At 66.6% G+C, this 24,174-nt stretch carries 23 protein-coding genes; 17 read left to right on the top strand and 6 right to left on the bottom strand.

Features of this window, described 5'->3' with window-relative positions; translation table 11 throughout:
- The first annotated feature begins 10 nt into the window (after window positions 1-10).
- The 7 genes from DFO47_RS17910 (at window position 11) to DFO47_RS17880 (ending at window position 7,315) form a co-directional block, all read left to right on the top strand.
- Window positions 11-1,009: a sugar phosphate isomerase/epimerase family protein gene (locus tag DFO47_RS17910; RefSeq protein ID WP_133832509.1), complete on the top strand. Its 999-nt coding sequence runs from the start codon at window positions 11-13 to the stop codon at window positions 1,007-1,009.
- A 42-nt stretch (window positions 1,010-1,051) separates the two neighbouring features.
- A complete protein-coding gene (locus tag DFO47_RS17905) occupies window positions 1,052-2,773 on the top strand; it encodes a dihydroxyacetone kinase family protein (RefSeq protein WP_133832508.1) in 1,722 nt (573 codons plus the stop codon).
- 12 nt (window positions 2,774-2,785) lie between these two features.
- Entirely contained in the window at window positions 2,786-3,280 is a 495-nt protein-coding gene (locus DFO47_RS17900; RefSeq protein ID WP_133832507.1) for a ribose-5-phosphate isomerase, read from the top strand.
- Window positions 3,277-4,230, top strand: a complete 954-nt coding sequence (locus DFO47_RS17895) for a 3-hydroxyacyl-CoA dehydrogenase family protein (RefSeq protein ID WP_133832506.1) — start codon at window positions 3,277-3,279, stop codon at window positions 4,228-4,230. Before DFO47_RS17900 ends, DFO47_RS17895 begins: the two co-directional genes overlap by 4 nt.
- Before the next feature lie 28 nt (window positions 4,231-4,258).
- On the top strand, window positions 4,259-5,026 hold the full coding sequence (locus tag DFO47_RS17890) for an SDR family NAD(P)-dependent oxidoreductase (RefSeq protein WP_133832505.1): 768 nt from the start codon (window positions 4,259-4,261) through the stop codon (window positions 5,024-5,026).
- Between the two features lie 97 nt (window positions 5,027-5,123).
- Complete coding sequence (locus DFO47_RS17885) at window positions 5,124-6,470, top strand: MFS transporter (protein ID WP_133832504.1); 1,347 nt, start codon at window positions 5,124-5,126, stop codon at window positions 6,468-6,470.
- Between the two features lie 29 nt (window positions 6,471-6,499).
- The gene (locus DFO47_RS17880) at window positions 6,500-7,315 is read left to right on the top strand and encodes a triose-phosphate isomerase family protein (protein ID WP_133832503.1); all 816 of its coding nucleotides are present in this window, start codon (window positions 6,500-6,502) and stop codon (window positions 7,313-7,315) included.
- On the opposite strand, the gene DFO47_RS17875 is transcribed toward DFO47_RS17880, so the two are convergent.
- Entirely contained in the window at window positions 7,267-7,755 is a 489-nt protein-coding gene (locus DFO47_RS17875; RefSeq protein ID WP_018762188.1) for an SRPBCC family protein, read from the bottom strand. The two genes, DFO47_RS17880 and DFO47_RS17875, sit on opposite strands and share 49 nt — an antisense overlap.
- Entirely contained in the window at window positions 7,752-8,132 is a 381-nt protein-coding gene (locus DFO47_RS17870) for a metalloregulator ArsR/SmtB family transcription factor (protein WP_243835537.1), read from the bottom strand. The genes DFO47_RS17875 and DFO47_RS17870 overlap by 4 nt, the downstream gene beginning before the upstream one ends.
- Before the next feature lie 142 nt (window positions 8,133-8,274).
- Between DFO47_RS17870 and DFO47_RS17865 the strand changes: the two genes are divergently transcribed.
- The 8 genes from DFO47_RS17865 (at window position 8,275) to DFO47_RS17830 (ending at window position 17,929) form a co-directional block, all read left to right on the top strand.
- Entirely contained in the window at window positions 8,275-8,679 is a 405-nt protein-coding gene (locus DFO47_RS17865) for a tautomerase family protein (RefSeq protein ID WP_133832558.1), read from the top strand.
- Between the two features lie 186 nt (window positions 8,680-8,865).
- Window positions 8,866-9,885, top strand: a complete 1,020-nt coding sequence (iolC, locus tag DFO47_RS17860) for a 5-dehydro-2-deoxygluconokinase (RefSeq protein ID WP_018762191.1) — start codon at window positions 8,866-8,868, stop codon at window positions 9,883-9,885.
- A gap of 11 nt (window positions 9,886-9,896) precedes the next feature.
- Window positions 9,897-10,817, top strand: coding sequence for a deoxyribose-phosphate aldolase (locus DFO47_RS17855; RefSeq protein ID WP_166651750.1), 921 nt, complete (start codon window positions 9,897-9,899; stop codon window positions 10,815-10,817).
- A 5-nt stretch (window positions 10,818-10,822) separates the two neighbouring features.
- A complete protein-coding gene (iolD, locus tag DFO47_RS17850) occupies window positions 10,823-12,796 on the top strand; it encodes a 3D-(3,5/4)-trihydroxycyclohexane-1,2-dione acylhydrolase (decyclizing) (protein ID WP_208294430.1) in 1,974 nt (657 codons plus the stop codon).
- A 30-nt stretch (window positions 12,797-12,826) separates the two neighbouring features.
- A complete protein-coding gene (locus DFO47_RS17845) occupies window positions 12,827-14,341 on the top strand; it encodes a CoA-acylating methylmalonate-semialdehyde dehydrogenase (protein WP_018762194.1) in 1,515 nt (504 codons plus the stop codon).
- 71 nt (window positions 14,342-14,412) lie between these two features.
- Window positions 14,413-15,324 (top strand): sugar phosphate isomerase/epimerase, encoded by a 912-nt coding sequence (locus tag DFO47_RS17840; protein ID WP_133832501.1) that lies wholly within the window; start codon window positions 14,413-14,415, stop codon window positions 15,322-15,324.
- A gap of 57 nt (window positions 15,325-15,381) precedes the next feature.
- Window positions 15,382-16,395 carry a Gfo/Idh/MocA family oxidoreductase gene (locus DFO47_RS17835; protein WP_133832500.1) on the top strand — a complete coding sequence of 338 codons (1,014 nt, stop codon included), beginning with the start codon at window positions 15,382-15,384 and terminating at the stop codon, window positions 16,393-16,395.
- A 76-nt stretch (window positions 16,396-16,471) separates the two neighbouring features.
- Complete coding sequence (locus DFO47_RS17830; protein ID WP_133832499.1) at window positions 16,472-17,929, top strand: sugar porter family MFS transporter; 1,458 nt, start codon at window positions 16,472-16,474, stop codon at window positions 17,927-17,929.
- Between the two features lie 63 nt (window positions 17,930-17,992).
- On the opposite strand, the gene DFO47_RS17825 is transcribed toward DFO47_RS17830, so the two are convergent.
- Complete coding sequence (locus DFO47_RS17825) at window positions 17,993-18,442, bottom strand: MarR family transcriptional regulator (protein WP_018762198.1); 450 nt, start codon at window positions 18,440-18,442, stop codon at window positions 17,993-17,995.
- Between the two features lie 172 nt (window positions 18,443-18,614).
- Here DFO47_RS17825 and DFO47_RS17820 point away from each other — a divergent pair, with 172 nt between their 5' ends.
- Complete coding sequence (locus DFO47_RS17820) at window positions 18,615-19,817, top strand: MFS transporter (RefSeq protein WP_133832498.1); 1,203 nt, start codon at window positions 18,615-18,617, stop codon at window positions 19,815-19,817.
- Between the two features lie 36 nt (window positions 19,818-19,853).
- Here DFO47_RS17820 and iolB read toward each other — a convergent pair whose 3' ends face one another.
- Window positions 19,854-20,747 carry a 5-deoxy-glucuronate isomerase gene (gene iolB / locus DFO47_RS17815; protein ID WP_133832497.1) on the bottom strand — a complete coding sequence of 298 codons (894 nt, stop codon included), beginning with the start codon at window positions 20,745-20,747 and terminating at the stop codon, window positions 19,854-19,856.
- Window positions 20,748-20,764: 17 nt separating this feature from the next.
- A complete protein-coding gene (locus tag DFO47_RS17810) occupies window positions 20,765-21,505 on the bottom strand; it encodes a GntR family transcriptional regulator (RefSeq protein WP_018762201.1) in 741 nt (246 codons plus the stop codon).
- A 257-nt stretch (window positions 21,506-21,762) separates the two neighbouring features.
- Between DFO47_RS17810 and DFO47_RS17805 the strand changes: the two genes are divergently transcribed.
- A complete protein-coding gene (locus DFO47_RS17805) occupies window positions 21,763-22,899 on the top strand; it encodes an LOG family protein (RefSeq protein WP_133832496.1) in 1,137 nt (378 codons plus the stop codon).
- Window positions 22,900-22,940: 41 nt separating this feature from the next.
- Here the strand turns inward: DFO47_RS17805 and DFO47_RS17800 are convergent, their stop codons facing one another.
- Window positions 22,941-24,083 (bottom strand): VIT1/CCC1 transporter family protein, encoded by a 1,143-nt coding sequence (locus tag DFO47_RS17800; RefSeq protein WP_133832495.1) that lies wholly within the window; start codon window positions 24,081-24,083, stop codon window positions 22,941-22,943.
- Window positions 24,084-24,174: the final 91 nt, after the last annotated feature.

The following is a 24,174-nucleotide window of genomic DNA, read 5'->3' as shown; positions in this document are numbered from 1 at the left end:
TGGAGTGACAATGCCGTACACCGCTGAAAACTGGCCCATCGCCGCTGCCCTGCTGCAGTTCCCCGGAACCCGGCCGGACGGAACCGCCGTCCAGGACGCCCCTGCCGGAGACTGGCAGCAGGTCTTCGAAGAAGTCGCCGACGCCGGTTTCACCAATGCCGACCTCACCGACAGCTGGGTCCGCCCCGGCGACCTTTCCAGCGCCCGGCTGGACGAGCTGAAAGCCGCTGCCACGGCCGCCGGCCTCGGACTTCCCTCCATCTCGGCCATCCGCCGCAGCGTGATCGAGGAAAGCAACTGGGAAGAAAACCTTGCCTACACCCACCGCACGCTCGACGCCGCAGCACAGCTTGGCTGCGAGGTTGTCTCGATCGGGCTGCACCAGGCCATTACCCCCGAGCAGCGGAAGCAGCTGTGGTTCTGGACCGTCGAGGGCCACAAAGATCCGGTGGGGGACAAGGAAAGCTGGAACAACGCCGTCACCCGTATCCGCGAAGTGGGCAAGCACGCCGCCGAACTTGGCCTCCTGGTGTCGCTGGAGATGTACGAGGACACGTACCTGGGCACCGGCGATTCCTCCGTGCAGCTGGTCCAGGACATCGACCTGCCCAACGTAGGGCTGAACCCGGACCTGGGTAACCTGATCCGCCTGCACCGCCCCATCGAAGACTGGCGGGAGCTGGTGCACAAGACCCTGCCGTACGCCAACTACTGGCACGTCAAGAACTACATCCGCGATGAAAACCAGGCCCGCAACCAGTACGTCGCCATGCCGGCTCCCATGGAATCAGGCCTCATCAGCTACCGCGAGGCGTTCCAGTTCGCCATCTCCGTCGGCTTCCAGGGCATCATCTGCACGGAGCACTACGGCGGCGACGGCCTGAGCGTCACCGCCGCCAACCAGGATTACCTCCGGCGCCAGGTCCTGCCCAAGCGCGACGGCTATGCCCTGGGCACCAGCCTGGTGGCGCAGGGCCGGCAAAGCCCCGCGGCAGTCCCTGCACGCTAGCCGGCCGGCTCCCAACCGATCCAACGGGTTCAACGAGGAATCATGACAAAGATATTTGACGATCCAGCGCAGTTCGCAGACGACGCCCTCGACGGTTTCGTGGCCGCCAACCGCCAGTATGTGGCGCGTGTCGACGGCGGTGTTGTCCGTTCCACCGAAACTCCAGAGAACCAGGTGGCAGTGGTCATCGGTGGCGGCTCCGGCCACTACCCCGCCTTCGCCGGCCTGGTGGGGGCCGGGCTCGCCGCCGGAAGCGCCTGCGGCAACATGTTTGCCTCCCCCTCCGCGGGGCAGGTCTACCGCGTTGCCAAGGCAGCCCAGACCGGCGGCGGCGTCCTCCTCAGCTACGGAAACTATGCCGGCGACGTCCTCCACTTCGGCCAGGCCCAGGACAAGCTGAACGCCGAAGGCATCCACACCCGGACCGTGCTGGTCACCGACGACATCGCCAGCGCACCGGTCGAAGAAATCGGCAAGCGCCGCGGTATCGCCGGCGACCTCACGGTCTTCAAAATTGCCGGCGCGGCGGCAGAAGCCGGACTGGACCTGGACGAGGTGGAGCGGCTTGCCACCAAGGCGAACCACCACACCCGCTCCTTGGGCGTGGCGTTCGCGGGGTGCACCCTTCCCGGAGCAGCAGAGCCCCTCTTCACCGTGCCCGAAGGCATGATGTCGGTGGGGCTGGGTATCCACGGCGAACCGGGCATCTCCGAGCAGCCGCTTCCCACCGCCAGTGAGCTGGCCAAGCTGCTGGTGGACGGCCTGCTGAAGGACAAGCCCGAAACCGCAAGCCAGCGGGTAGTACCCATCCTCAACGGCCTGGGGACCGTCAAGTACGACGAACTCTTCCTGCTGTTCGGCAGGATCGAAGCCCTGCTCGCCGAGGCCGGACTGGAGATCGTCGAGCCCGAGTGCGGTGAGCTGGTCACCAGCCTGGACATGTCCGGCCTGTCCCTCACGCTGTTCTGGCTGGACGCCGAGCTGGAGAAGTTCTGGGCCGCCCCCGCTGACACGCCGGCCTTCCGGAAGGGCAACCTGGCACGCCGCCGGGCCCGGGCCGTCGAATCCCTGGCCGAGGCGGCAGCCATCACTTCGCTGGCCGCCACCCCGGCCTCAACCGCCCTGGCAGCCACCGCGGTTGACGCGCTGAAGGAGGCCCGCGCCGTCGTCGTCGAACACGAAGACGCCCTGGGAAAGCTGGACGCCATCGCCGGGGACGGCGACCACGGCATCGGCATGCGGCGCGGCGTGGACGCTGCCGTAGCCGCCGCGGAGCAATCCCACGCCGGCGGCGCCGGCCTGGAGGAAGTCCTTGCGGCGGCAGGGGAGCAGTGGGCCGAGCGGGCCGGGGGTACCTCCGGGGCCCTCTGGGGCGCGGCCGTCACCGCCGTCGGCAGGACCCTGGGCAGCAAGGACGCCTACACCGCCGCCGACGCGACCGCGGCCGTCAACGCACTCCGCGACGCCATTGTCACCCTGGGCAAGGCGGAAGCCGGGGACAAGACCATGGTGGATGCGCTGCTTCCGTTCGCCGAAACCTTCGCCAAGGCAATAGACGACGGCGGCAGCCTGGCTGCAAGCCTCAGTGCGGCAGCGGAGGCGGCAGCAAAAGCCGCTGATGAGACAGCCGGCCTCAGCCCGAAGAAGGGCAGGGCCCGTCCGCTGGCCGAAAAGAGCCTGGGCCACCCGGACCCCGGTGCTGTGTCCTTTGGCCTCATCGCCCGCAGGGTGGCCGATTACGCCGCCACCATCGAAAGCCACTGAAGGAGAACCCTTATGACTGAGCAATCCCTAACCGGCTGGCGCATCGTCGTCGGCAATGACGAAGCAGGCGTGGAATACAAGAACGCCCTGCGGGAACTGCTGGAGGCTGACCCCCGGGTTGCTTCCGTGGAGGATGTGGGAGTCGGCGCCGACGACACCACCGCCTACCCCCACCTGGCCGTCGCCGCCGCCCGCAAGGTGGCGGCCGGCGAAGCGGACCGCGCCCTCCTGATCTGCGGAACCGGCCTGGGCGTGGCCATCTCCGCCAACAAGGTACCGGGCATCCGGGCCGTGACGGCCCACGACAGCTACTCCGTGGAGCGGTCTGTGCTCTCGAACAACGCGCAGGTGCTGACCCTGGGCCAGCGCGTCATCGGCCTGGAACTGGCCAAGAAGCTGGTGGGCGAGTGGCTCAACTACCGCTTCGATGAAAACTCCGCATCCGCGGCCAAAGTAGACGCCATCTGCTCCTATGAGGGCGCGTCGGAAGGACTTGAAACCACATGAGCATCCGTAATATCGCAGTCGTCGGTTCCGGCTACATGGGCGGCGGAATCGCCCAGGTCCTGGCCCTTGCCGGGGCCCGGGTGGCGCTCGCCGACGTCTCCGCCGAGATCGCCCAGGGCAACTACGAGCGCCTGCTGAAGGAATCCGACGAATTCGTGGCTGCCGGTCTTTTCCCAGCCAACGCCACGGACCTGCTGAAGGAAAACCTCTGGGCAGCCAAGGACATCGAGGAGGCGGTGGCGGACGCCGAATACATCGAGGAGGCCGTGCCGGAAGTCCTCGAGATCAAGCACGCCACCCTGGGCCGGATCAGCGCCGCCGCGCGCCCGGACGCCATCATTGGCTCCAACACCTCCACTATTTCCATTGCCAAGCTGGCCGATGTGGTGGAGAACCCGGAGCGCTTCCTGGGCGTCCACTTCTCCAACCCGGCACCGTTCATCCCCGGCGTGGAAGTCATTCCGCACGAGGGGACCTCCGAGGCGACCGTGCAGGCCGCCCGCACCATCGTGGGGGAGACCGGCAAGGAAACGGCTACCGTCAAGGATGTCACCGGCTTCGTGCTGAACCGGCTCCAGTACGCCCTCTTCCACGAAGCCGCCCAGGTGGTGGAGGAAGGCATCGCCACGGCCGAGGACGTGGACACGCTGGTCCGTACCACCTTCGGCTTCCGGCTGCCGTTCTTCGGTCCCTTCGCCATCGCAGACATGGCCGGCCTGGACGTCTACGCGTTCTGCTACAAGTCGCTGCAGACCGGCTTCCCGGAGCGGTTCGCCACCCCGCAGATCCTGCAGGAAAAGGTCGACGCCGGCCAGCTGGGCACCAAGACCGGCTCCGGCTTCCTCGACGTCCCGGCTGACCGCACCGCAGCTTTGGTTGCCTATCGGAACAAGGCCTACGTCGCCATGCAGAAGCTCATCGAGGACCTGGGCCCGGCCCCGCTGTCCTAGCCCCTCCCTGAACCAGAAGGAACATTCCATGACAGTTTTCCCCGCAGACCGCACCGTGATTGTTACCGGCGCCGTCTCTGAACGCGGCATCGGCCGCGCCACGGCCGTCTACCTCGCCGAACGCGGCTGGAACATCGGCGTGATCGACCTTGACGACGCCGCCAGCAAGAGCCTGGCCAAGGAACTGGCCGAAAAGCACGGTGTCAGGGCCCACGGTGCCGGCGCCAACATCGGCGACGAAGCCTCGGTCCGCGCCGCCATCGACGAGATCGAAGCCGAGCTTCCGCAGCTGGTGGCGCTGGCGAACATCGCGGGCGTCAGCTCCCCGGTTCCCTACCTCGAGCTCGACGCCGGCGAATGGGACCGGGTGCTCAACATCAACATGAACGGCGTGCACTACGCGACCCGCCGGGCCGCCGAATCGATGGTGAAGAACCGGCTGGGCCGGATCGTGAACATCTCTTCGGTCTCCGCCCAGCGCGGCGGCGGCACGTTCAGCAAGACCCCGTACTCCGTAGCGAAGGCCGGTGTGATCGGACTGACCCGCGCCACCGCCCGCGAACTGGGTGAGTACGACATCACGGTCAACGCGATCTCGCCCGGTCCGATCGACACCGACATCATGGGCGGCACCCTCAGCGAGGAGCGCAAGGATGAACTGGTCAGGGACCTCGTGGTGAACCGGGTGGGCACCACCCGCGACATCGCGGCTGCCATCTCCTTCCTCATCGGCGAGGACGCCGGCTACATCTCCGGCCAGACGCTGAACGTCGACGGCGGCCTGTACATGCACTGACCGCGCCCCCGGCATCACCGACCGGGCGCCACCATAAGCCCCGCAGGCCGCCGGCCTGCCAGGGAATCCCCAACGTCACCACTCGAAGGAGAGTGTTGTGTCAGAAACCACCGCAACATCCAAGGAACTTCTGGGCCGTCCGGTCCTGAAGTCCGCGATTTCCAAGGCGGCCCGCCGGCTCATGCCGATGCTGGTCATCCTGTACGTCGTTTCTTTCCTTGACCGCACCAACGTCGGCTTTGCTGAGGCGGCCCTGGGAGCAGACAAAGGGGTGTCCGCCGCGGCCTTCGCCCTCGGTGCCGGCATCTTCTTCATTGGCTACGCCATCTTCGAAATCCCCAGCAACCTGCTGCTCAAGAAGGTTGGCGCCAAGATCTGGCTGGCACGCATCGCCATCACCTGGGGCATCGTCTCCGCGTGTTTCGCGTTCGTCCAGGGCGAGACCTCGTTCGTTATCCTGCGTTTCCTCCTGGGCGTCACCGAGGCCGGGCTGTTCCCCGGCGTCATCATGTACCTCGCCGAGTGGTTCCCCAACAAGGTACGGGTCCAGATGTTCGCCATCTTCTACCTGGCCCAGCCCTTCTCCCAGATGATCGGCAACCCGCTTTCGGGCTGGCTGATCAACATTGGCGACCAGGTGCCGGGCCTGCGAGGCTGGCAGGTCATGTTCTTCGTGGAAGGCCTGCTGGCCGTCCTGGCCGGCATTGCGGCCTTCTTCTTCCTGATCAACGGCCCGGAAAAGGCCAAATTCCTCAGCCGCGAGGAAAAGTATGCGCTGAAGGAGGTCATGGCACTTGAAGACACCATCAAGGACGAGACCGGGCCCCGCGGCATCCTCGCCGCCATGCGCAACGGCCGCGTCTGGTACTTCACCGTCATCTACTTCTGCCTGCAGGTCGCGGTCTATGGTGTGACCTTCTTCCTTCCCCAGCAGGTGTCCTCCCTCACCGGGCAGAAGGTGGGACTCGCCGTCGGCCTGCTGATCGCCGTTCCATGGTTCTTCGGCATCTTCTCCTGCTACTTCATCGGCAAGGCGGCAGATACCGTGGCCAAGCGCCGGAAGTTCGGCACCATCCTGTTCATCTCCACCGGCCTGTGCATCTTTGGCTCGGCGTGGGCGGGGACCAACCACCAGCCGGTGCTGGGCATGATCTTCATTACCCTGGCAGTCTGCAGCTTCCTGGCCGTTGGCCCCGTGGTGTGGTCGTACCCCACCGCGTTCCTCGCCGGGTCTGCTGCCGCGGCAGGCATCGGGTTGATCAACTCCCTCGGCAACCTGGGCGGCTTCGTAGCACCCATCCTGCGGACCGCAGTCAATGAGGCCACCCAGTCGCCAACGGGCTCCATGGGCGTCTATGCCCTGGGCGTCCTGCCGTTTGTGGCGGCCGCAATGATGTTCGCCACGAGGCGGTTCAAGAACAAGGCCGACGACCTGCTCGACTGAGCGCACCACACCATCCACGCAAGGAAACCATGAGCACCTCCGGCAGCAGCACAGGCAACGGCCCCCTCTACATCGGTGTCAGCACCAAGATGTACCTGGGCTACCAGGAAAGCCTGCGCTGGCTGTCGGAGGTGCGTTCCATCGTGGATGACAGGCCCGGACTCGCCGCCCAGGACTCCCCGGTGCGGGTCTTCGTCATCCCTTCCTTTCCGGTACTGGAACAGGCCGCGCGGATCCTGGCCGGCTCGCCGGTGTTGCTCGGGGCCCAAAACTGCGCATGGGGGGACGGGCCGCTCACCGGGGAAGTCAGCCCCGGCATGCTGGCCGAACTTGGCGTCCGCCTGGTGGAAATCGGACATGCCGAGCGCCGCCGGCTGTTCGCCGAGGACGACGCCGTCGTGGCCCGCAAGGTGCATGCCGTCGTCGGCCATTCCCTCACCCCGCTGCTGTGCATCGGGGAACCGGACAGGCTCGACGCCGGTGCTGCCGCGGACTTTTGCGTGCGGCAGGTCCGGGCCGCGACGGGCGGCGACACGGAGCTGCTGCCCCGCCTGGTCCTGGCCTACGAACCTGTTTGGGCCATCGGCGCCGACGAGCCCGCCGCCCCGCACCACGTCAACGCCGTCCTCGGGCTGATCCGGGCGGCCCTGGGCCCGGGCTGCCCCGTGATGTACGGCGGCAGTGCCGGCCCTGGACTGTTGCCGCAGCTGGGAGCCGCGGACGGACTCTTCCTGGGCCGGTTCGCCCACGACCCCGCGAACCTGGGCCGCGTCCTGGATGAGGCGGTGCTTTTGCTTCAGGCGGGAGCCGTTGCCCCGGCCAGCAATTCTTCCAGCCGCTCGTAACCCTCGGACAGGCCGCCCTCCATGCCGGACTGGGCCATGCCGTCGCGCGCTTCCTGGCTGGGGTAGACGGAATGTCCCCGCAGTCGGGTCCTTCCGTTGCCGAGGTCCTCGAACGTCATGAACTCCAGGCTGACCACATCCGGATATCCGCCGAACTCGAAGGTCTGGATGGCGAATTCGTTCTCGCGGACCGTGTGGAAAATGCCCTTGAACTCGTAGGCGACACCGTCGCGTCCGGTGTGCAGGTAGCTGTAGCTGCCGCCGGTGCGGAAGTCGTAGTGGTCAATGTCCATCTTCATGCCCCGCGGGCCCAGCCACTGGACAATGAGGTCCGGCTCTTTGTGCGCGCGGAACACGTCCGCGACCGGAAAATCGAACTCGCGCTCGTAATCGATGAAGGGGACGCCCTCGGGAACGCTGAGTTTCAGGGAATTGCTCATCTTGACTCCTGGGTGGATAGGTCGCCACTGTGGTGGGCGCCGCCGTGGGCAGCGCCTGATCGAAGAACGGCGTCGAGGCTCCGGAACTGGCCTTCGCGGATCAACCGGTATTGGTCAATCCATGCGGTCAGCGCCTCGAGCCGCGCCGGGTTCAGGTGCACGGGCCGGCGCTGCGCGTCCCTGGTCCGGGTCACCAGTTCCGCCTGCTCGAGTACCTGGATGTGTTTCGAGACCGCCTGCTTGGAGATCTCGAACGGTTCCGCCAATTCGTTCACTGTTGCCGGGCCCCTGCTGAGCCGGGCGATGAGGCGCCTCCGCACGGGATCTGCCAGGGCCATGAAGGCCACGTCCAGGGCCGCGTCATCGGAGATCAACATCATTTCCTTTAATCAACTTTTTTGTTTATCAACCTTGCGGTTGATTAATGGTAGGCACCATCGCGGGTTCCGCGCAAGGGTTTGTTCCCTGATTGCATCACTTGTTAGTATGTCAGGACAAAGCAAGCGAAGGAGAATGAGCATGCCGCTGGTCCGCATTGACGTCAACGAAGGCCGCACCGCCGAAGAATTGCAGGCGCTGAGCCGAGGGGTCCATGAAGCAATCCTGGCCGAGTATGGCATTCCGGAGCGGGACTACTTCCACATCCTGACGGAACACCCCCAAGGCCGGATCATTGCCCAGGATGCGGGCCTCGGATTCGAGCGCAGCGGGGGCGTGGTGATGATCCAGATTTTCACCCAGGCGGGCCGGTCGCAGGAGGCCAAGCAGGGGCTTTTCGCGGCCGTGGCGGAAAAGCTCGCCGGACTGGGGGTCGCCGGCGAGGATGTCTTCATCGGCTATGTGGAAAATGGCGCCGGTGACTGGTCGTTCGGTTTCGGCCGCGCGCAGTACGTTACCGGCGAGCTGGCGGTCCCCAAACACTGACTGCCGGCTCCTACCGGTCGTAGGGGCCGGGTCTGCTGTTGGTTGTAAGTATGTCAGAACAAACTTTTGACAGGACATTCGATCTACGGCAAAGTAGTGCCTGTGGCCCACGCCACGGCCTGCCAGTCCCGGAACTCCTGCCCCTCAAAGGGCCCGGGTTCCACACCAGAAAGGTCCGCGATCACCGTGACCCACGAGCTTCTTACGATCGGGCGCATCAGCGTTGATATCTACCCGAACGACATCGGGGTTGGCTTGGAGGACGTTAATTCCTTCGGCAAGTACTTGGGTGGTTCACCGTCCAACGTTGCTGTTGCCGCCGCCCGCCATGGCCGCCGCACTGCCGTCATTACCCGTACCGGGGATGACCCGTTCGGTGTTTACCTGCACCGCGAGCTGCGCAAGTTCAACGTCGATGACACCTTCGTGACCCCGGTGAAGGACTTGCCCACGGCGGTAACCTTCTGCGCGATCAAGCCGGCAACCGATGAGTTCCCGCTGTATTTCTACGGCCGGTTCCCCACCGCGCCGGACCTGCAGATCAAGGCTGAAGAGCTGGACCTGGACGCCATCCGCCAGGCAGGGATCTTCTGGTCCACCGTGACGGGCCTGTGCCAGGAGCCCTCCCGGTCAGCGCACATCGCAGCCCACGAAGCGCGCCCGCGCACCCGCTTGGCTGAAGGTCAGTTCACCATCCTTGACCTGGATTACCGGCCCATGTTCTGGCCATCCGAGGAAGAGGCACGGGCCGAGGTCGCCAAAGTCCTGCCGTATGTCACGGTCGCTATCGGCAACGACAAGGAGTGCGCCGTCGCCGTGGGGGAGGGGACTCCTGATGAGCAGGCGGACCGCCTGCTGGCTGCGGGCGTGGAGATCGCCGTCGTCAAGCTCGGCGCCGAAGGCGTAATGGCGAAGACCCGCACCGAGCGGGTGGTGTCCGCTCCCGTTCCGGTGGAGACGCTGAACGGCCTGGGTGCCGGCGACTCGTTTGGCGGCGCGTTCTGCCATGGGCTCCTCTCCGGCTGGCCGTTGGCCCAGGTCCTGGACTACGCCAACGCCGCAGGTGCGATCGTCGCCTCCCGGCTCTCCTGCGCAGATGCCATGCCGACGCCGGAGGAGGTCACCTCGCTGCTGGCCGAACGCGGCCGGCCGGTCCCCGGCGACGGTGCCGCCGCGCAGCTTGCCACCGAAGGAGCAGCACTGTGACCCTCACCCCGATGGCTTCCAACCGCACCCTGGACGATGATCCGCGCCGCTATGAGCACCTGAGCACCATCCGCCTTGAGGACCCGGAGGCTGTGGCCCGCGCCGCGAAGTCCCGCCGCCGCCACCCGGGCCTGAAGTCCGGACGCCAGAACTTCATCGTCGCGGCCGACCACCCGGCCCGCGGCGCCCTTGCCGTCGGTGCGGATCCGGTGGCCATGGCAGACCGCCGCCAACTCCTGGACCGGCTCCAGATCGCGTTGGCCAACCCCGCAGTCGACGGTGTCCTGGCCTCCCCGGACATCATGGACGACCTCCTGCTGCTGGGTGCCCTGGATGGGAAACTCGTGTTCGGTTCGATGAACCGTGGCGGCCTGGCCGGGCTGGTCAACGAGATCGACGACCGGTTCACCGGCCACACGGCCGCGGCGCTGGAGGCCCTTGGTGCCGACGGCGGGAAGATGCTGACCCGGATCTGCCTGGGCGACCCGGATACGGTCGCCACCCTGGAGGCGACCGCCCACGCGATCGATTCGCTGGCCGAACGGAAACTGATCGCCATGGTGGAGCCCTTCCTCTCGGTCCGCGAAAACGGCCGCGTCCGCAACGACCTGTCCACCAATGCGGTGATCAAGTCCATTGCGATCGCCGAAGGCCTGGGTTCCACCAGCGCCTACACCTGGATGAAGCTGCCGGTGGTAGCGGAGATGGAACGCGTCATGGCGGCCACCACCATGCCCACGGTACTCCTGGGCGGTGACCCGGACGGCACCCAGGATGAGGTCTTCGCCACCTGGGAAGCAGCGCTGGCGCTTCCCGGCGTCCAAGGCCTCACGGTGGGCCGCACCCTTCTCTATCCCGCAGACGGGGACGTCGCCGGCGCCGTCGCCACCGCCGCCTCGCTGCTGCACCACACCACGGAAGCATCGGAGTAGTCCCCATGGGCACCACAGGAACACGCAGGATGACGGTGGCCCAGGCCGTCGTCGAATACCTGTCCAAGCAGTACACCGTTGACAACGTTGGCGGCGTGGACTACCGGGAGCGGCTCATTCCGGGCACCTTCGGTATCTTCGGCCACGGCAACGTTGCCGGCGTTGGCCAGGCGCTGAAGCAATACCAGCAGCAGGACCCGTCCCTGATGCCCTACCACCAGGGCCGGAACGAGCAGGCCCAGGTCCACCAGGCCGTCGGCTACGCCCGGCACACCCGCCGCCGCCAGACGTTCGCCATCAGCACCTCGATCGGCCCGGGGTCCTCGAACCTGCTGACCGGCGCCGCCTTGGCCACCACCAACCGGCTGCCGGTCCTGCTGCTGCCCTCTGACACGTTCGCCACCAGGGTCGCGGATCCGGTGCTGCAGCAGCTCGAACAGCCGTACGCCCATGACCTCTCGGTCAACGACGCGTTCCGGCCGCTGTCCAAGTTCTTCGACCGGGTCTCCCGGCCGGAGCAGCTGTTCTCCGCGTTCCACCACGGGCTGCGGGTCCTGACCGACCCGGCCGAAACCGGGGCGGTGACTATTTCGCTGCCGCAGGATGTCCAGGCCGAGGCGCTCGACGTCCCGGAGGAATTCCTGGCCGAGCGGGAATGGCGGATCCGCCGCCCCGAGGCGGACGACGACGACATCGCCCGCGCCGCGGCGGCGATCCGCGCCGCCAAGCGCCCGCTGGTCATCGCCGGCGGCGGCGTCCTCTACGCCTACGCCAACGACGAACTGGCAAAGTTCGCCGAGCTGACGGGCATCCCGGTGGGCAACACGCAGGCCGGCGTCGGCGTCCTGCCGTGGGACCACAAGCACTCCCTCGGAGCGATCGGCTCCACCGGCACCACCGCGGCGAACGCTATTGCCGCAGAGGCAGACCTGATCATTGGCATCGGCACGCGCTACGAGGACTTCACCACCGCGTCACGCACAGCGTTCCAGAACCCCGACGTGAAGTTCATCAACATCAACGTCGCCCCGCTCGATGCCTACAAGCACGGCACCAGCCTTCCGATCGTCGCGGACGCCCGCAAGGCGCTGGTGAAGCTGAACGCGGCCCTGGGCGGCTACCGTACCGGCGCAGACCTGGCGGAAAAGGTCGCGGCGGAGAAGAAGCGTTGGGACGCCACCGTGGATCAGGCGTTCGACACCCGGTACACCCCGCTGCCGGCGCAGAACGAAATCATCGGCGCCACCAACCGGGCCATGGACGCGGCGGATGTGGTCATCTGCGCTGCAGGGTCCCTGCCCGGCGATCTGCACAAGATGTGGCGCGTCCGCGACCCGTTCGGCTACCACGTCGAATACGCCTACTCCTGCATGGGCTACGAAATTCCCGGCGGCCTCGGGGTCAAGCGGGCAGTGCTCGCCGAAGCGGCGCGTGCGACGGCGGCAGGCGGGGACCGCGCGGACGTACGGGACGTCGTCGTCATGGTGGGCGATGGCTCCTACCTGATGATGCACACCGAACTGGTCACCGCGGTCGCCGAACGCATCAAACTGATCGTGGTCCTGATCCAGAACCATGGATACGCCTCCATCGGCTCCCTGTCCGAATCCCTGGGCTCGCAGCGCTTCGGCACCCGCTACCGGGCCCTGGACGAGGAGCAGCACAGCTTCGACACCGGCGAGACCCTGCCGGTGGACCTTGCACTGAACGCCGAATCCCTGGGCGTGAAGGTCATCAGGATCGAACCCGGGGAGAAGGTGATCGCCGAACTGGAGCAGGCCATCCGCGATGCCAAAGCCGCCCCTGAGGGCAGCGGGCCCATCCTGATCCATGTCGAGTCCGATCCTCTCCTGGACGCACCATCCTCCGAGTCCTGGTGGGACGTTCCGGTCGCGCAGGTTTCCGAACTGGACTCCACCACGCAGGCCTACGGGGCCTACGCCGACCACAAGTCACGCCAGCGCAAACTGCTCGGCTGACCCACTTTCCCCTACTCAAGGAAGAGTTCCATGACTGCCACCACCACTGAAGCTACCGTGATCAACCACTTCATCAACGGCGCCGAAACCCCGGGCGAGGGCGACCGCACCACGAACGTCTACAACCCGGCCACCGGCCAGGTCACCGGCGAGCTGCGCCTGGCCAACCGGGCCGACTTGGACACCGCCGTCGCCGCTGCCCGCAAGGCCGCCGATTCCTGGGGCGAGACCTCCCTGGCCAGGCGTACCGCAGTGCTGTTCACGTTCCGCGAGCTCGTCGCCGCCCATGTGGATGAACTCGCGGCCCTGGTCACCGCCGAGCACGGCAAGGTCCTTTCCGACGCCAAGGGCGAGATCGGCCGTGGCCTGGAAGTGGTGGAGTACGCCTGCGGGATCCCCACCCTGCTCAAGGGCGACTACTCGGACCAGGTCTCCACCGGCATCGACGTCTTCTCCTTCCGTGAACCGCTCGGCGTGGTTGCGGGCATCACCCCGTTCAACTTCCCCGTCATGGTGCCGCTGTGGATGGCCCCGATGGCGATTGCCACGGGCAACGCCTTCATCCTGAAGCCCTCCGAACGCGACCCTTCCGCCTCCCTGCTGCTGGCCAAGCTTTGGAAGGAAGCCGGGCTGCCGGACGGCGTGTTCCAGGTCCTGCACGGCGACAAGGAAACCGTGGACGGGCTCCTCACCCACCCGGACGTGGACGGCATCTCCTTTGTCGGCTCCACCCCGATCGCCCAGTACGTCCACGAGACCGCCACCCGGCACGGCAAGCGCGTCCAGGCGCTGGGCGGGGCGAAGAACCACGCCATCGTCCTGCCCGACGCCGACCTGGACAATGCGGCGGACCACCTCGCGGCCGCCGCGTTCGGCTCCGCCGGCGAACGCTGCATGGCCATCTCCGTCGCGGTCGCCGTCGGAGACGCCGCCGATGCATTGGTGGCAAAGGTCCAGGAACGCGCCGAAGCCGTGAGGGTCAACAACGGCACCGCGCCCGGCGCCGAAATGGGCCCTGTCATCACCCCGGCCTCCAAGGAACGCATTGTCCGGATCGTCACCGACGCCGAAACCGCCGGCGCCGCCATGGTGGTGGACGGCCGCGACCTGGTGGTCCCCGGCCACGAAAACGGCTTCTGGGTAGGCCCCACCGTCCTCGACCATGTCAAGACCGAAATGACCGCCTACACGGAGGAAATCTTCGGTCCCGTCCTGGTGGTGGTCCGCGTCGATACCCTCGAGGACGGCATCAAGCTGATCAACGCCAATCCCTACGGCAACGGCACCGCCATCTTCACCTCCTCCGGCGCGGCCGCCCGCACGTTCCAGCGCTCGGTAACCGTCGGCATGATCGGCATTAACGTGCCCCTTCCGGTACCGGTGGCCTACCACTCCTTCGGCGGCTGGAAAGCCTCCCTCTTCGGCGACAAGCACATGTACGGTCCCGAAGGCGTCTCCTTCTACACCCGCGGCAAAGTGGTCACCTCCCGCTGGCCCGAAACCCACCACGCCTCCGGCGCCTCCTACAACTTCCCCTCCAACTAGTCCCCATCCGGTTTCGGCACGTTCAACCACCGGTGGTTGAACCTGCCGAAACCCTCCAAAGGAACAGGCACATGACTGAGAACAAGCTGATCATCGGCACGGCACCGGACTCCTGGGGCGTCTGGTTCGCGGACGATCCCCAGCAGACCCCGTGGGAACGCTTCCTCGACGAGGTGGCCGAATCAGGCTACAAATGGATCGAGCTGGGCCCCTATGGCTACTTGCCCAACGATCCCATCCGGCTTGCCGAAGAACTGAAGCAGCGTGACCTCAAGGTCACCGCCGGCACCGTATTCACCGCGTTCCACCGCGGCCTGGACCAGTGGGAAACCGCCTGGGAACCTGCCCGGAAAGTCGCTGAACTGACCGCCGCCATGGGCGGAGAGCATATGGTGGTCATCCCGGCCATGTGGCGCGACGACGTCACCGGCGAAGCCGTGGAGAGCGGGACACTGAGCGAGAAGGGTTGGCGCGACCTGTTCGCCGGCCACGACCGCCTGGGCAAGACCCTCCTGGAGGACTTTGGCCTGCAGCAGCAGTTCCACTCCCACGCAGACTCGCACGTGGGAGCCCAGGAGGACATTGAAACCCTTCTGAACGCCACGGACCCGAAATACCTGAACTTGTGCCTGGACACCGGCCATGCAGAATACTGCGGCGCCTCAAGCCTGGAACTGATCAAAAACTACCCGGACCGGATCGGCTACCTGCACTTGAAGCAGGTCAACCCGGAGATCCTGAAGAAGGTCAACGACGAGAACATGACCTGGGCCGCGGCGAACCTCGCAGGAGTCATGACCGAACCGCCGAACGGGCTGCCCGACCTGCGTGCGGTCATCGACGCAGTGGAAGCCTTGAACCGGCCCATCCTCGGCATCGTGGAGCAGGACATGTACCCCGTGGCCTTCGACGTTCCGATGCCGATCGCCAAGCGCACCCGAAACTACCTGCTGTCCTGCGGCTCCCGCACCACTGTCAATTGACGGACCAGGACAGGCGGACTGCACCTCCCTTCCCTCCAGAACCAGAAGGACTGAACAATGACTGAATCCCTCCGCGTCGCCGTTATCGGGGCAGGCCGCATGGGCGCAGACCACATCCAGCGCCTCAGCAAGCGCATCCACGGAGCAGAAGTTGCCGCCGTCGTCGACGTCGACCTTGCCCGCGCGCAGGCCGCCATCGAAGGCATCCCCGGTGCCGTTGCCCTCACCGACGCCGAGGAAGCCCTCACTCACGGTGGCGTCAACGCGGTGCTGATCGCCACCCCGGGGTTCCTCCACCAGGACATCCTGCTCAAAGCGCTCGCCAAGGACATCCCTATCCTCTGCGAAAAGCCGCTCACCCCGGACGCCGAATCATCCTGGAAAATCGTCGAAGCCGAGGTTGCCCTGGGCCACCAGCGCATCCAGGTGGGCTTCATGCGCCGCTTCGACGCCGAATACGCAGCCCTTGGCTCGATCATCCGGAACCAGGAATTGGGTGAGCTGCTGATGCTGCACCATCAGCACCGCAACCCCACCACCCCCGAAGGCTTCACCAACGAGATGCTCATCAACGACTCCGTCGTCCACGAATTCGACGCCATCCGCTACTTCACCGGTGAGGAAATCACCAGCGTCCAGGTCCGCCTGGGCAAGGCAACCAGGACCGCGCCCAACGGCCAGCACGATCCCCAGCACGTCCTCATTGAAACCGAGTCAGGGGTCCTGGCCGACGTCGAAATCTACGTCAATGCCAAGTTCGGCTACGAAGTGGCTACCCAGGCCACCTTCGAGGACGGCATCGTCAGCATCGGCGGGGACACCGGCCCTTACACGCGCAGCGCCGGCCGTTGGGGCGGCAACGTCACGCCAGGGTTCGAGGAGCGTTTCGGAGCCGCGTACGACGTCGAAATCCAGTCGTGGGTGGACGCGGCACTTAAGGGCGGGATCGGCGGCCCCTCCGCCTGGGACGGGTACGCCACCGCCGCGTGCTGCGAAGCGGGCGTCGAGGCGCAGAAGAACGGTGAAAAGGTGGCCGTGAAGTTGGCCGCAAAGCCGGACCTGTACAAGTAGGACAGGAGGGGGACGGGCCGGCCATCCGTCCCTCTTTTGTGTCCGCATCCCTGCTGGTCCACAATGGAGTGTTTATGTGAAATCCACTCCTGACCAGCATGCGTCGCACGGGCTGCAGCACGCCACCATCCCGCCGGGCAACCACAGGCGGGCACTGCGGACTGCCACCATCATCGCCACCTTGGGCGGCCTGCTCTTCGGCTATGACACCGGTGTAATCAACGGGGCACTGCCGTACATGCAGGAGGACCTGGGCCTGACACCACTGACCGAGGGCCTGGTCACGTCGTCCCTGCTGTTCGGTGCGGCCTTCGGTGCATTGTTCGGCGGACGCTTGGCGGATCGCCACGGCCGGCGGCTGATGCTCATGGGGCTGGCCGTGATCTTCCTGGCGGGCACCCTTGCCTGTACCTTCTCGCCGAACACCGGGGTGATGGTCGCCGCCCGGTTCGTCCTGGGGCTCGCCGTGGGCGGGGCGTCCGTTACGGTCCCTGTGTATCTGGCCGAGGTGGCGCCGGGAAACCGGCGCGGCCGCATTGTCACGCGAAACGAACTCATGATCGTCACCGGGCAGCTGCTGGCGTTCACCTTCAACGCCTGCCTGGGCAACACGTTCGGCGGGTCGCACGGCATTTGGCGCTGGATGCTGGTGATCGCCACGCTGCCGGCCATCGCTTTGTGGATCGGGATGAACTTCATGCCGGAGAGCCCCCGGTGGCTGGCGTCCACTGGCAGCTTCGGCGAGACGCTCAGGGTGCTGCAGCGGATCCGATCGCAGGAGGAAGCAGCCAGGGAGTTCGAAGAAGTCAAAGCCATGGCCCTGGAAGACGGCAAGTCCACGATGGGCTCGTGGAAGGACCTCGGCATCCCATGGCTCCGGCGCATCTTCTTCGTGGGACTGGGCCTTGCCGTGATCCAGCAGATTACCGGCGTGAACTCGATCATGTACTACGGAACCCAGATCCTCTCCACGTCAGGCTTTGGCCGCGAGGCCGCCTTGACGGCCAATATCGCCAACGGCGCCATCTCGGTGCTTGCCACGTTCGTGGGCATCTGGCTGCTGGGCAAGGTGGGCCGGCGCAGGATGCTGATCACGGGACAAATTGGTACCACGACGACGCTGCTGCTGATCGGCCTCTTCTCGCTGATCCTCCCCGAAGGCCCGGACAGGGGCTTCGCCATCCTGGCCCTGACCGTGACGTTCCTGGCCTTCCAGCAAGGCGCGATTTCACCGGTGACGTGGCTGATGCTCTCGGAAATCTTTCCGTTGAAGATCCGGGGGCTGGGGATGGGTGCTTCGGCGTTCCTGCTGTGGACCGTCAACTTCCTGGTCGGTTTCGGATTCCCGCAGCTGCTGGCCGTCATCGGGATCTCCAACACCTTCTTCGTGTTTGCCGGCTTGGGCATCGGTGCCATCGGCTTCGCCGCCAAGTACGTGCCGGAGACCAAGGACAAGAGCCTGGAGGACTTGGAGCACTACTTCAAGAACGTCGCCGCCGGCCACCCCACGGACGCCGCGGCCAAGGTTCCCTGACCCTCCCCGTCCGTTACCGCGCAGGAAGCAGCAGCCCGCGTGCTGATCCTTCCGGGGGCTGCTTTATGCCGGCGCGTGCAACCGGGGCAGGGCGTCCACCAGCGGCGCCAGCTCCGGGACAGCCTGGGCCTGGTCCAGCGCACGCTCCAGGGTGGCATCGTGGACCGGCCGGGCCTCAGAAAGCAGGTTGATGCCGCTGCCGGTCAGCTCGGTGTAGATGCCGCGGCGGTCGTCGTCGCACAGGATCCGGGTCAGGAGGCCGCGGTCCTCCAGCCGGTTCACCAGCCGGGTGGTGGCGCTGGGGCTGAGTGCCGTGGCGCGGGCAAGTTGCTGCATCCGCATATGCCACCCGTCCTGCCGGCTGAGGGCATCCAGCACGGTGTACTCCACCACAGAAAGCCCCGACTCGGCCTGCAGGGAACGTTCCAGCTCACCTTCAATCAAGCCATGCAGGGCCGCCAAGGTGCGCCACCCCTGGGCGCGTACCTCAACGGCGTCGTCCTTGATGCCCATGGTTGCTCCTTCACCACAATGGCGCCAAACGGGCGGCCATCGATCATTGAACGCAGATAGTTGCTTGCGCGGTATATTTGCATGTGCAACAATAAATACCGCGCCTGCAACTATCTTAGGCGCCTTCCCTTCCACGGGACAACCAACCCCTGCAACTCGAAGGAGCATTTCCATGCCTGTTGGCCTGATAGCCCTCGCCCTCGGCGGCTTCGGAATTGGACTCACCGAATTTGTCATCGCCGGCCTGCTTCCGCAGGTGGCCGCGGATTTCGGCGTCAGCGAGGCCTCCGCCGGATGGTTCATCTCCGGCTACGCTCTCGCCGTCGTGGTGGGCGCGCTGGGCCTCACCGCAGCCGTGACGAGGTTTGAACGCAAGCCGGTGCTGGCTGCCCTGCTGGTCCTGTTCATCGCAGGAAACCTGCTCTCCGCCACCGCCGGCGGATATTGGCCCATGATGCTGGGCCGGATCATCGCCGCCCTGTCGCACGGTGCCTTTTTCGGAATTGGCGCCGTGGTGGCCGCGGGCATGGTTCCGCCCAGCAAGAAGGCCGGTGCCATTGCGCTGATGTTTACCGGACTCACCGCCGCCAATGTCCTGGGCGTTCCGTTCGGCACGCTGTTGGGCCAGGCCGCCGGATGGCGGGCTACGTTCTGGGCCATCACGGTCATCGGGGTGGCCGCCCTCGCCGGCATCCTTGCCCTGGTGCCCCGGCAGGCCGGTGAAGCCGACAAGGCGGGCAGCCTCCGCTCCGAGCTGCGGGCCTTCCGCTCCGGGCAGGTTTGGCTGTCCATCGTGGTGACCATCCTCGGCTTCGGCGGAATGTTCGGCGCGTTCACCTACATCGCCTACACGCTGACCGAGGTGTCCGGCTTCGCCGCCTCCACCGTGCCATGGCTGCTGATTGTCTTCGGCGTGGGACTCTTCGCCGGCAACACGCTGGGCGGAAAAGCGGCAGACCGCAACGTCGACCGGACGCTGTTGGTGGTGCTCGCCATCCTCGCCGTGGTCCTGGTGGCCTTTGCCGTCACCGCCGCCAATCCGGTGCTCACCGTCATCTCACTGGTCCTGATGGGCGGCTTCGGCTTCGCCACCGTTCCCGGGCTGCAGATGCGGGTCATGAAGTATGCCCCCGGCGCTCCCACGCTTGCCTCCGGGGCGAATATCGGTGCGTTCAACGTGGGCAATGCCCTGGGCGCCTGGCTGGGTGGCGTCACCATTACTGCGGGATTCGGCTATACGTCGCCCATCTGGGCCGGGGCTGTCATCACCCTTGCGGGAGTGGTGGTCATGGCGTTCGCAGCGGCGGCCGCCAAGCGCGGCGAACAGCGGACGGCCGGCGAGGTGCAGGCGGCGGAACCGTTGGCGGTCCGCTAGGCCGCCGGGCCGGGAAAAGAAGCGCCCGGCCTTTGGTTAGGCCCCGAAGGGCAGCCGGGGATCGATGTCCTGGCCCTCCCAGGCCTGCCGTACCCAGCCATGGTGCGGGTCGTCGCTGATCAGCCATTCGCGCACCGGCCCCGGGCCCGCCATGACGTTCAGGTAGTAGAGGTCGTATCCCGGGGCAGCCATGGCGGGGCCGTGCCAGCCGTAGGGCACCAGCACAACGTCGCCCGTGCGGACTTCTGCCGAGACATCGATGGGCCGCTCGTCCGAAGCGTAGACGCGCTGGTATCCAATGGCATCCACATCGGCAGGTGCCGCGCCGCCGGCCGCTACCTGGGTTTCGAAGTAGTAGATCTCCTCCAGGGAGGTCTCGCCGTCCGTCTCCTCGTCATGTTTGTGGGGAGGGTAGGAGGACCAGTTGCCGGCCGGGGTGAGGACTTCGCAAACGATGAAGCGGTCCGCCTCGAGTGCTGCCGGTGTGCCGAAGTTGTGGACCTGGCGGGAGCAGTTGCCCGCACCACGCAGTTCCACCGGGATGTCGGTGGCGGGCACCACCCGGGTGGGGTACGAGGCCCGGGCCGGGGCGGTGGCAACGGCCACCCGCCCGCCGTCGGCTGACGTGATGCGGACGGTGCGTCCGGTGCCGGAATAGAGTACGTCGGTGGGGCCGGCGAAAACGGCCGGGCGGCCGGCCAACGGGTATTCCGTGCCGTCCACTGTCACGGTGAACGATCCGCTGAGGGGCACCACGATCCGTTCCTCGCCTGCGGCGGGAAGGTCGACGGCGGCGCCCGCCGGCAAGGTGGCCACCTTGAGTCCCGTGTGTGCCCAGCCCTCCACGGAGAGGGAGGAGTCGGACGTGCCGATCGAAACGTCCCATTTTCCGTCCGCGGCTGTGCCCAGGGGATAGACCCAGTTGGTCATGGCGGTGTTCCTTTGCGCTAGCGCTGTACGAGGGTCATTTCAAAGCTGTATGAATCGGCCCGGTAGACGTGGTGCCCGGTCTCGACGCGGCGGCCGGTGTCATCCACGGCCGTGCGTTCCATGGTGACCAGGGCGGAACCGGCGGCTGTGTCCAGCATGGATGCCTGGTAGTCGTTGGCATTCACGGCGCCGATGCGCTGGTTGGCCAGCCGGAAGTTCACGCCGCCACGGCGCAGGATCGAGTACAGGCCCTCGGCCCCCAGCATGGCCTCGTCCATGTCGGCGATATCGTCGCGCACCCAGTTCTCCATCAGGGCCAGCGGCTTGCCGGCCACCTTCCGAAGCCGGGTGAAATGGTAGACCTTGGAGCCGGCCGGAAGCTGGAGCGTGGTGAGGGTGGCGTCGTCCGCCTCCACATGGGAAAAACTCAGGACCTCGGTAGTGGGCTTTTTGCCGTTGTTGGTGAGGTCGTCGTAGAGGCTCGAGAGCTCCAGCGGGCGGCGCACCTGACTGGACACCACCTGGGTTCCCACACCGCGCTTGCGCACCAGGAGGCCTGAACGCACCAGTTCGTCCATCGCCTTGCGCATGGTTGGCCGGGAGAGGTTGAGCTGGGCGGCCAGGTCGATTTCGTTGTCCAGCCGGCTGCCGGGTTCGAGCACCCCGCTGTAGATTGCGGCTTCGATCCCTTGGACCACTTGGTGGTACAGGGGTACGGGGGAGGAACGGTCGATGTTCAGTCCCAGGTTGTTCGCCACGGTGCGGTCCCTCGCCTTTGGTGTCTGCGCGGCAGTCGGTCCGGGCGGCGTGCCGACGTACCGAGCGCCTATATGTTCTCTTGATAGGACATACTATCCTGCTCGATCGTAGCAGGCGGGTTCCGGGCGTCAAGGGAAGTCGCGGCTGGTGGCCGGACGGGACAGGCCCGGCGCCCATCGCGCCATGCGGCAGAGCCCCGCCGTGCACCTGCGGTGCCCTAGGCTGGCTCCATGACCAGGACCGGAGGGCAGCAACCGTGAACTTCGCCGGCAGCCTTGGCCCCCGTCCCCGCAACCTCGAAGTCCAGGACCTGGCCAGCTTCGACCGGTTGGTTGCCGGCGGCGCCGTCAACCTGCATGGCTGGCACGCCCAGTCGCTGGACCTCCGGGGGCGGGCCGCGGACCTAAAGAGGGTGGATGTTGAGGGGGCCATGTTCCTTGGCTGCCTCTTCGACGACGGCATGGAGGCCAACCTCCGCAGCCGTGGCGCGCTGATCTTTCCCCGGCTCGAAGGCGTCCCGTTCGACCCCTACCGCGCCACCCTGTATTCCCCGGCCGAGCTCTACGACGGGCTGGCTTCCTCTCCCTACGAGGAACTTCCCGATGCCCGCATCTACCACTGGAGCATCCAGGCCGGCCAGCGCCATCGCGTGGACGCGACCCTGGCCTCTGCCCTGCACGACCACGCCATCGGCGATGCGCTCGACGAACTCACCCGCTCCGCGCCCTGGAACCGCCGGTCCATCGTCGGCGTGATGGGCGGCCATGCGGCGCCCCGCGGCAGTTCGGGGTTCGCCCAGGCGGCGCGGCTGGGCAGGCTGCTTGCCCGCGACGGCCATGTTGTGGCCACCGGCGGCGGACCCGGCGCCATGGAGGCGGCGAACCTGGGTGCGTACTTAAGCGGGGCGTCCGACGACGACCTGCAGCGGGAGCTCACGGCGCTCGCCGCCGTCCCCGGGTTCCGGCCCTCGGTCTCGGCCTGGGCACGCGCGGCCGCCGCCGTCGTCGACCGCCACCCGGGCGGGACTCCGTCCCTGGGGATCCCCACTTGGTTCTACGGGCATGAGCCGCCCAACTACTTCGCCACGCACATCGCAAAATACTTCGCCAACGCCATCCGCGAAGCCATCCTCCTGCAACTGTGCCACGGCGGCATCGTGTTCCTCCCCGGAGCCGCGGGCACGGTCCAGGAGATCTTCCAGGACGCCTGCGAAAACTACTACGGTGCCCGGGAAAAGGTGGCTCCCATGGTGCTGGTGGGGCGCCGGCACTGGGAACAGGAATACCCGGCATGGCCCATGCTGGCAAGCTTGGCCGCCGGGCGCACCATGGCCGACTATATCTTCCTGGTGGACACAGTGGACGAAGCAGTGGAGGTCCTCCGGCGCCGCTGAACGGCGCCCGAAGACCTCCACGGAGTGTGGGCAGATGGCGGCTAGCCCACCGCCGTGCCGAACAGCAGGCCCAGCAGGTAGGTGATGACGGCGGCGCCCAGGCCGATGGCCAGCTGGCGCAGGCCGCGGGTCAGCGGGGACGTGCCGGACAGCAGGCCAACAGCGGCGCCGGTGGCCAGGAGGGAGATGCCCACCAGGGACCCCGCCACCACGAGGGCGGCAACGCCGGTGAGGCCGAACAGGAACGGCAGGATGGGAATGATGGCGCCGGATGCGAAGAAGCAGAAGCTGGAGAGCGCGGCACCCCATGCGGTGCCTACTGCCTCATGCTGATCCTCTTCCTCCGGCAGCTCCGGCTGCAGCGACAGGCTCGGGTCGCAGTCGCAGGACAGCAGGCCCGTGCGCTCGGCCACCCGGTGTTCGGCTGCCTCCCGGGACATCCCACGGGCCAGGTACACCAGCAGGAGTTCGTTGTGTTCGAGGTCAAGCTTGGGCGCAGCCGCCAGGGTGACCTGGGTGGGGCGCGTGGCTGCCAGCAGTTCCCGCTGGGAACGAACGGAAATGAACTCGCCGGCCCCCATGGACATGGCGCCGGCCAGGAGCCCGGCGATGCCGCTGAGCAGCACCACGCTGCTGGCCACTCCGGACGCCGCCATGCCCATCACCAGGGAGAGGTTGCTGACCAGGCCGTCGTTGGCACCGAAGACGGCGGCGCGGAACGTGCCGGCCAACCGGTTGCGGCCGCGGGTTGCCAGTCCCCGGACCACCTCCTCATGGATCTGTTCGTCGGCCGCCATGGCCTCGGTGGCATTGGGGTCCTTGGCGTAGGGGGAGCGGCCCTCCGCCCGCTGGGCCAGGGCCAGCACGAAGACGGAGCCGAAGTGCCGGGCCAGGAACCCCAGGAACCGGCTTCGGGCGGATGCCCGTTTCGGCTTGCCCGCGTGCTCGCCCAGCAGGGCCAGCCAGTGCGCCTCGTGCCGGCCTTCGGCTTCAGCCAGGGCCAGCAGGATGGACCGCTCTTCCCCTTCGCGGTTCTGCGCCAGGTCGCGGTAGACGGCGGCTTCGGCGCGCTCGTCGGCGAGGTACTGGCGCCACCGTTTGATGTTCGACGGCGAGGGCTGGCTCCGGGGGGTCGTGGCGGCCTCCGGGACGGCATGGGATTCGGACTGGGCGTGCTGCGACACTGGTACTCCTGGGTTTGGAAAGGGCATGGTTGCGGCGCCTTTGCCCTGCCAGCGTACTGCGATTTTCCGCGGTTTTTTGGCTGGCAAACCT

The sequence above is a fragment of the Arthrobacter sp. AG258 genome (assembly GCF_004364695.1).
Taxonomy (GTDB): domain Bacteria; phylum Actinomycetota; class Actinomycetes; order Actinomycetales; family Micrococcaceae; genus Arthrobacter.
Note: the sequence above shows the minus strand (reverse complement) of the source record. Positions and strands in the feature narration are given on the sequence as shown.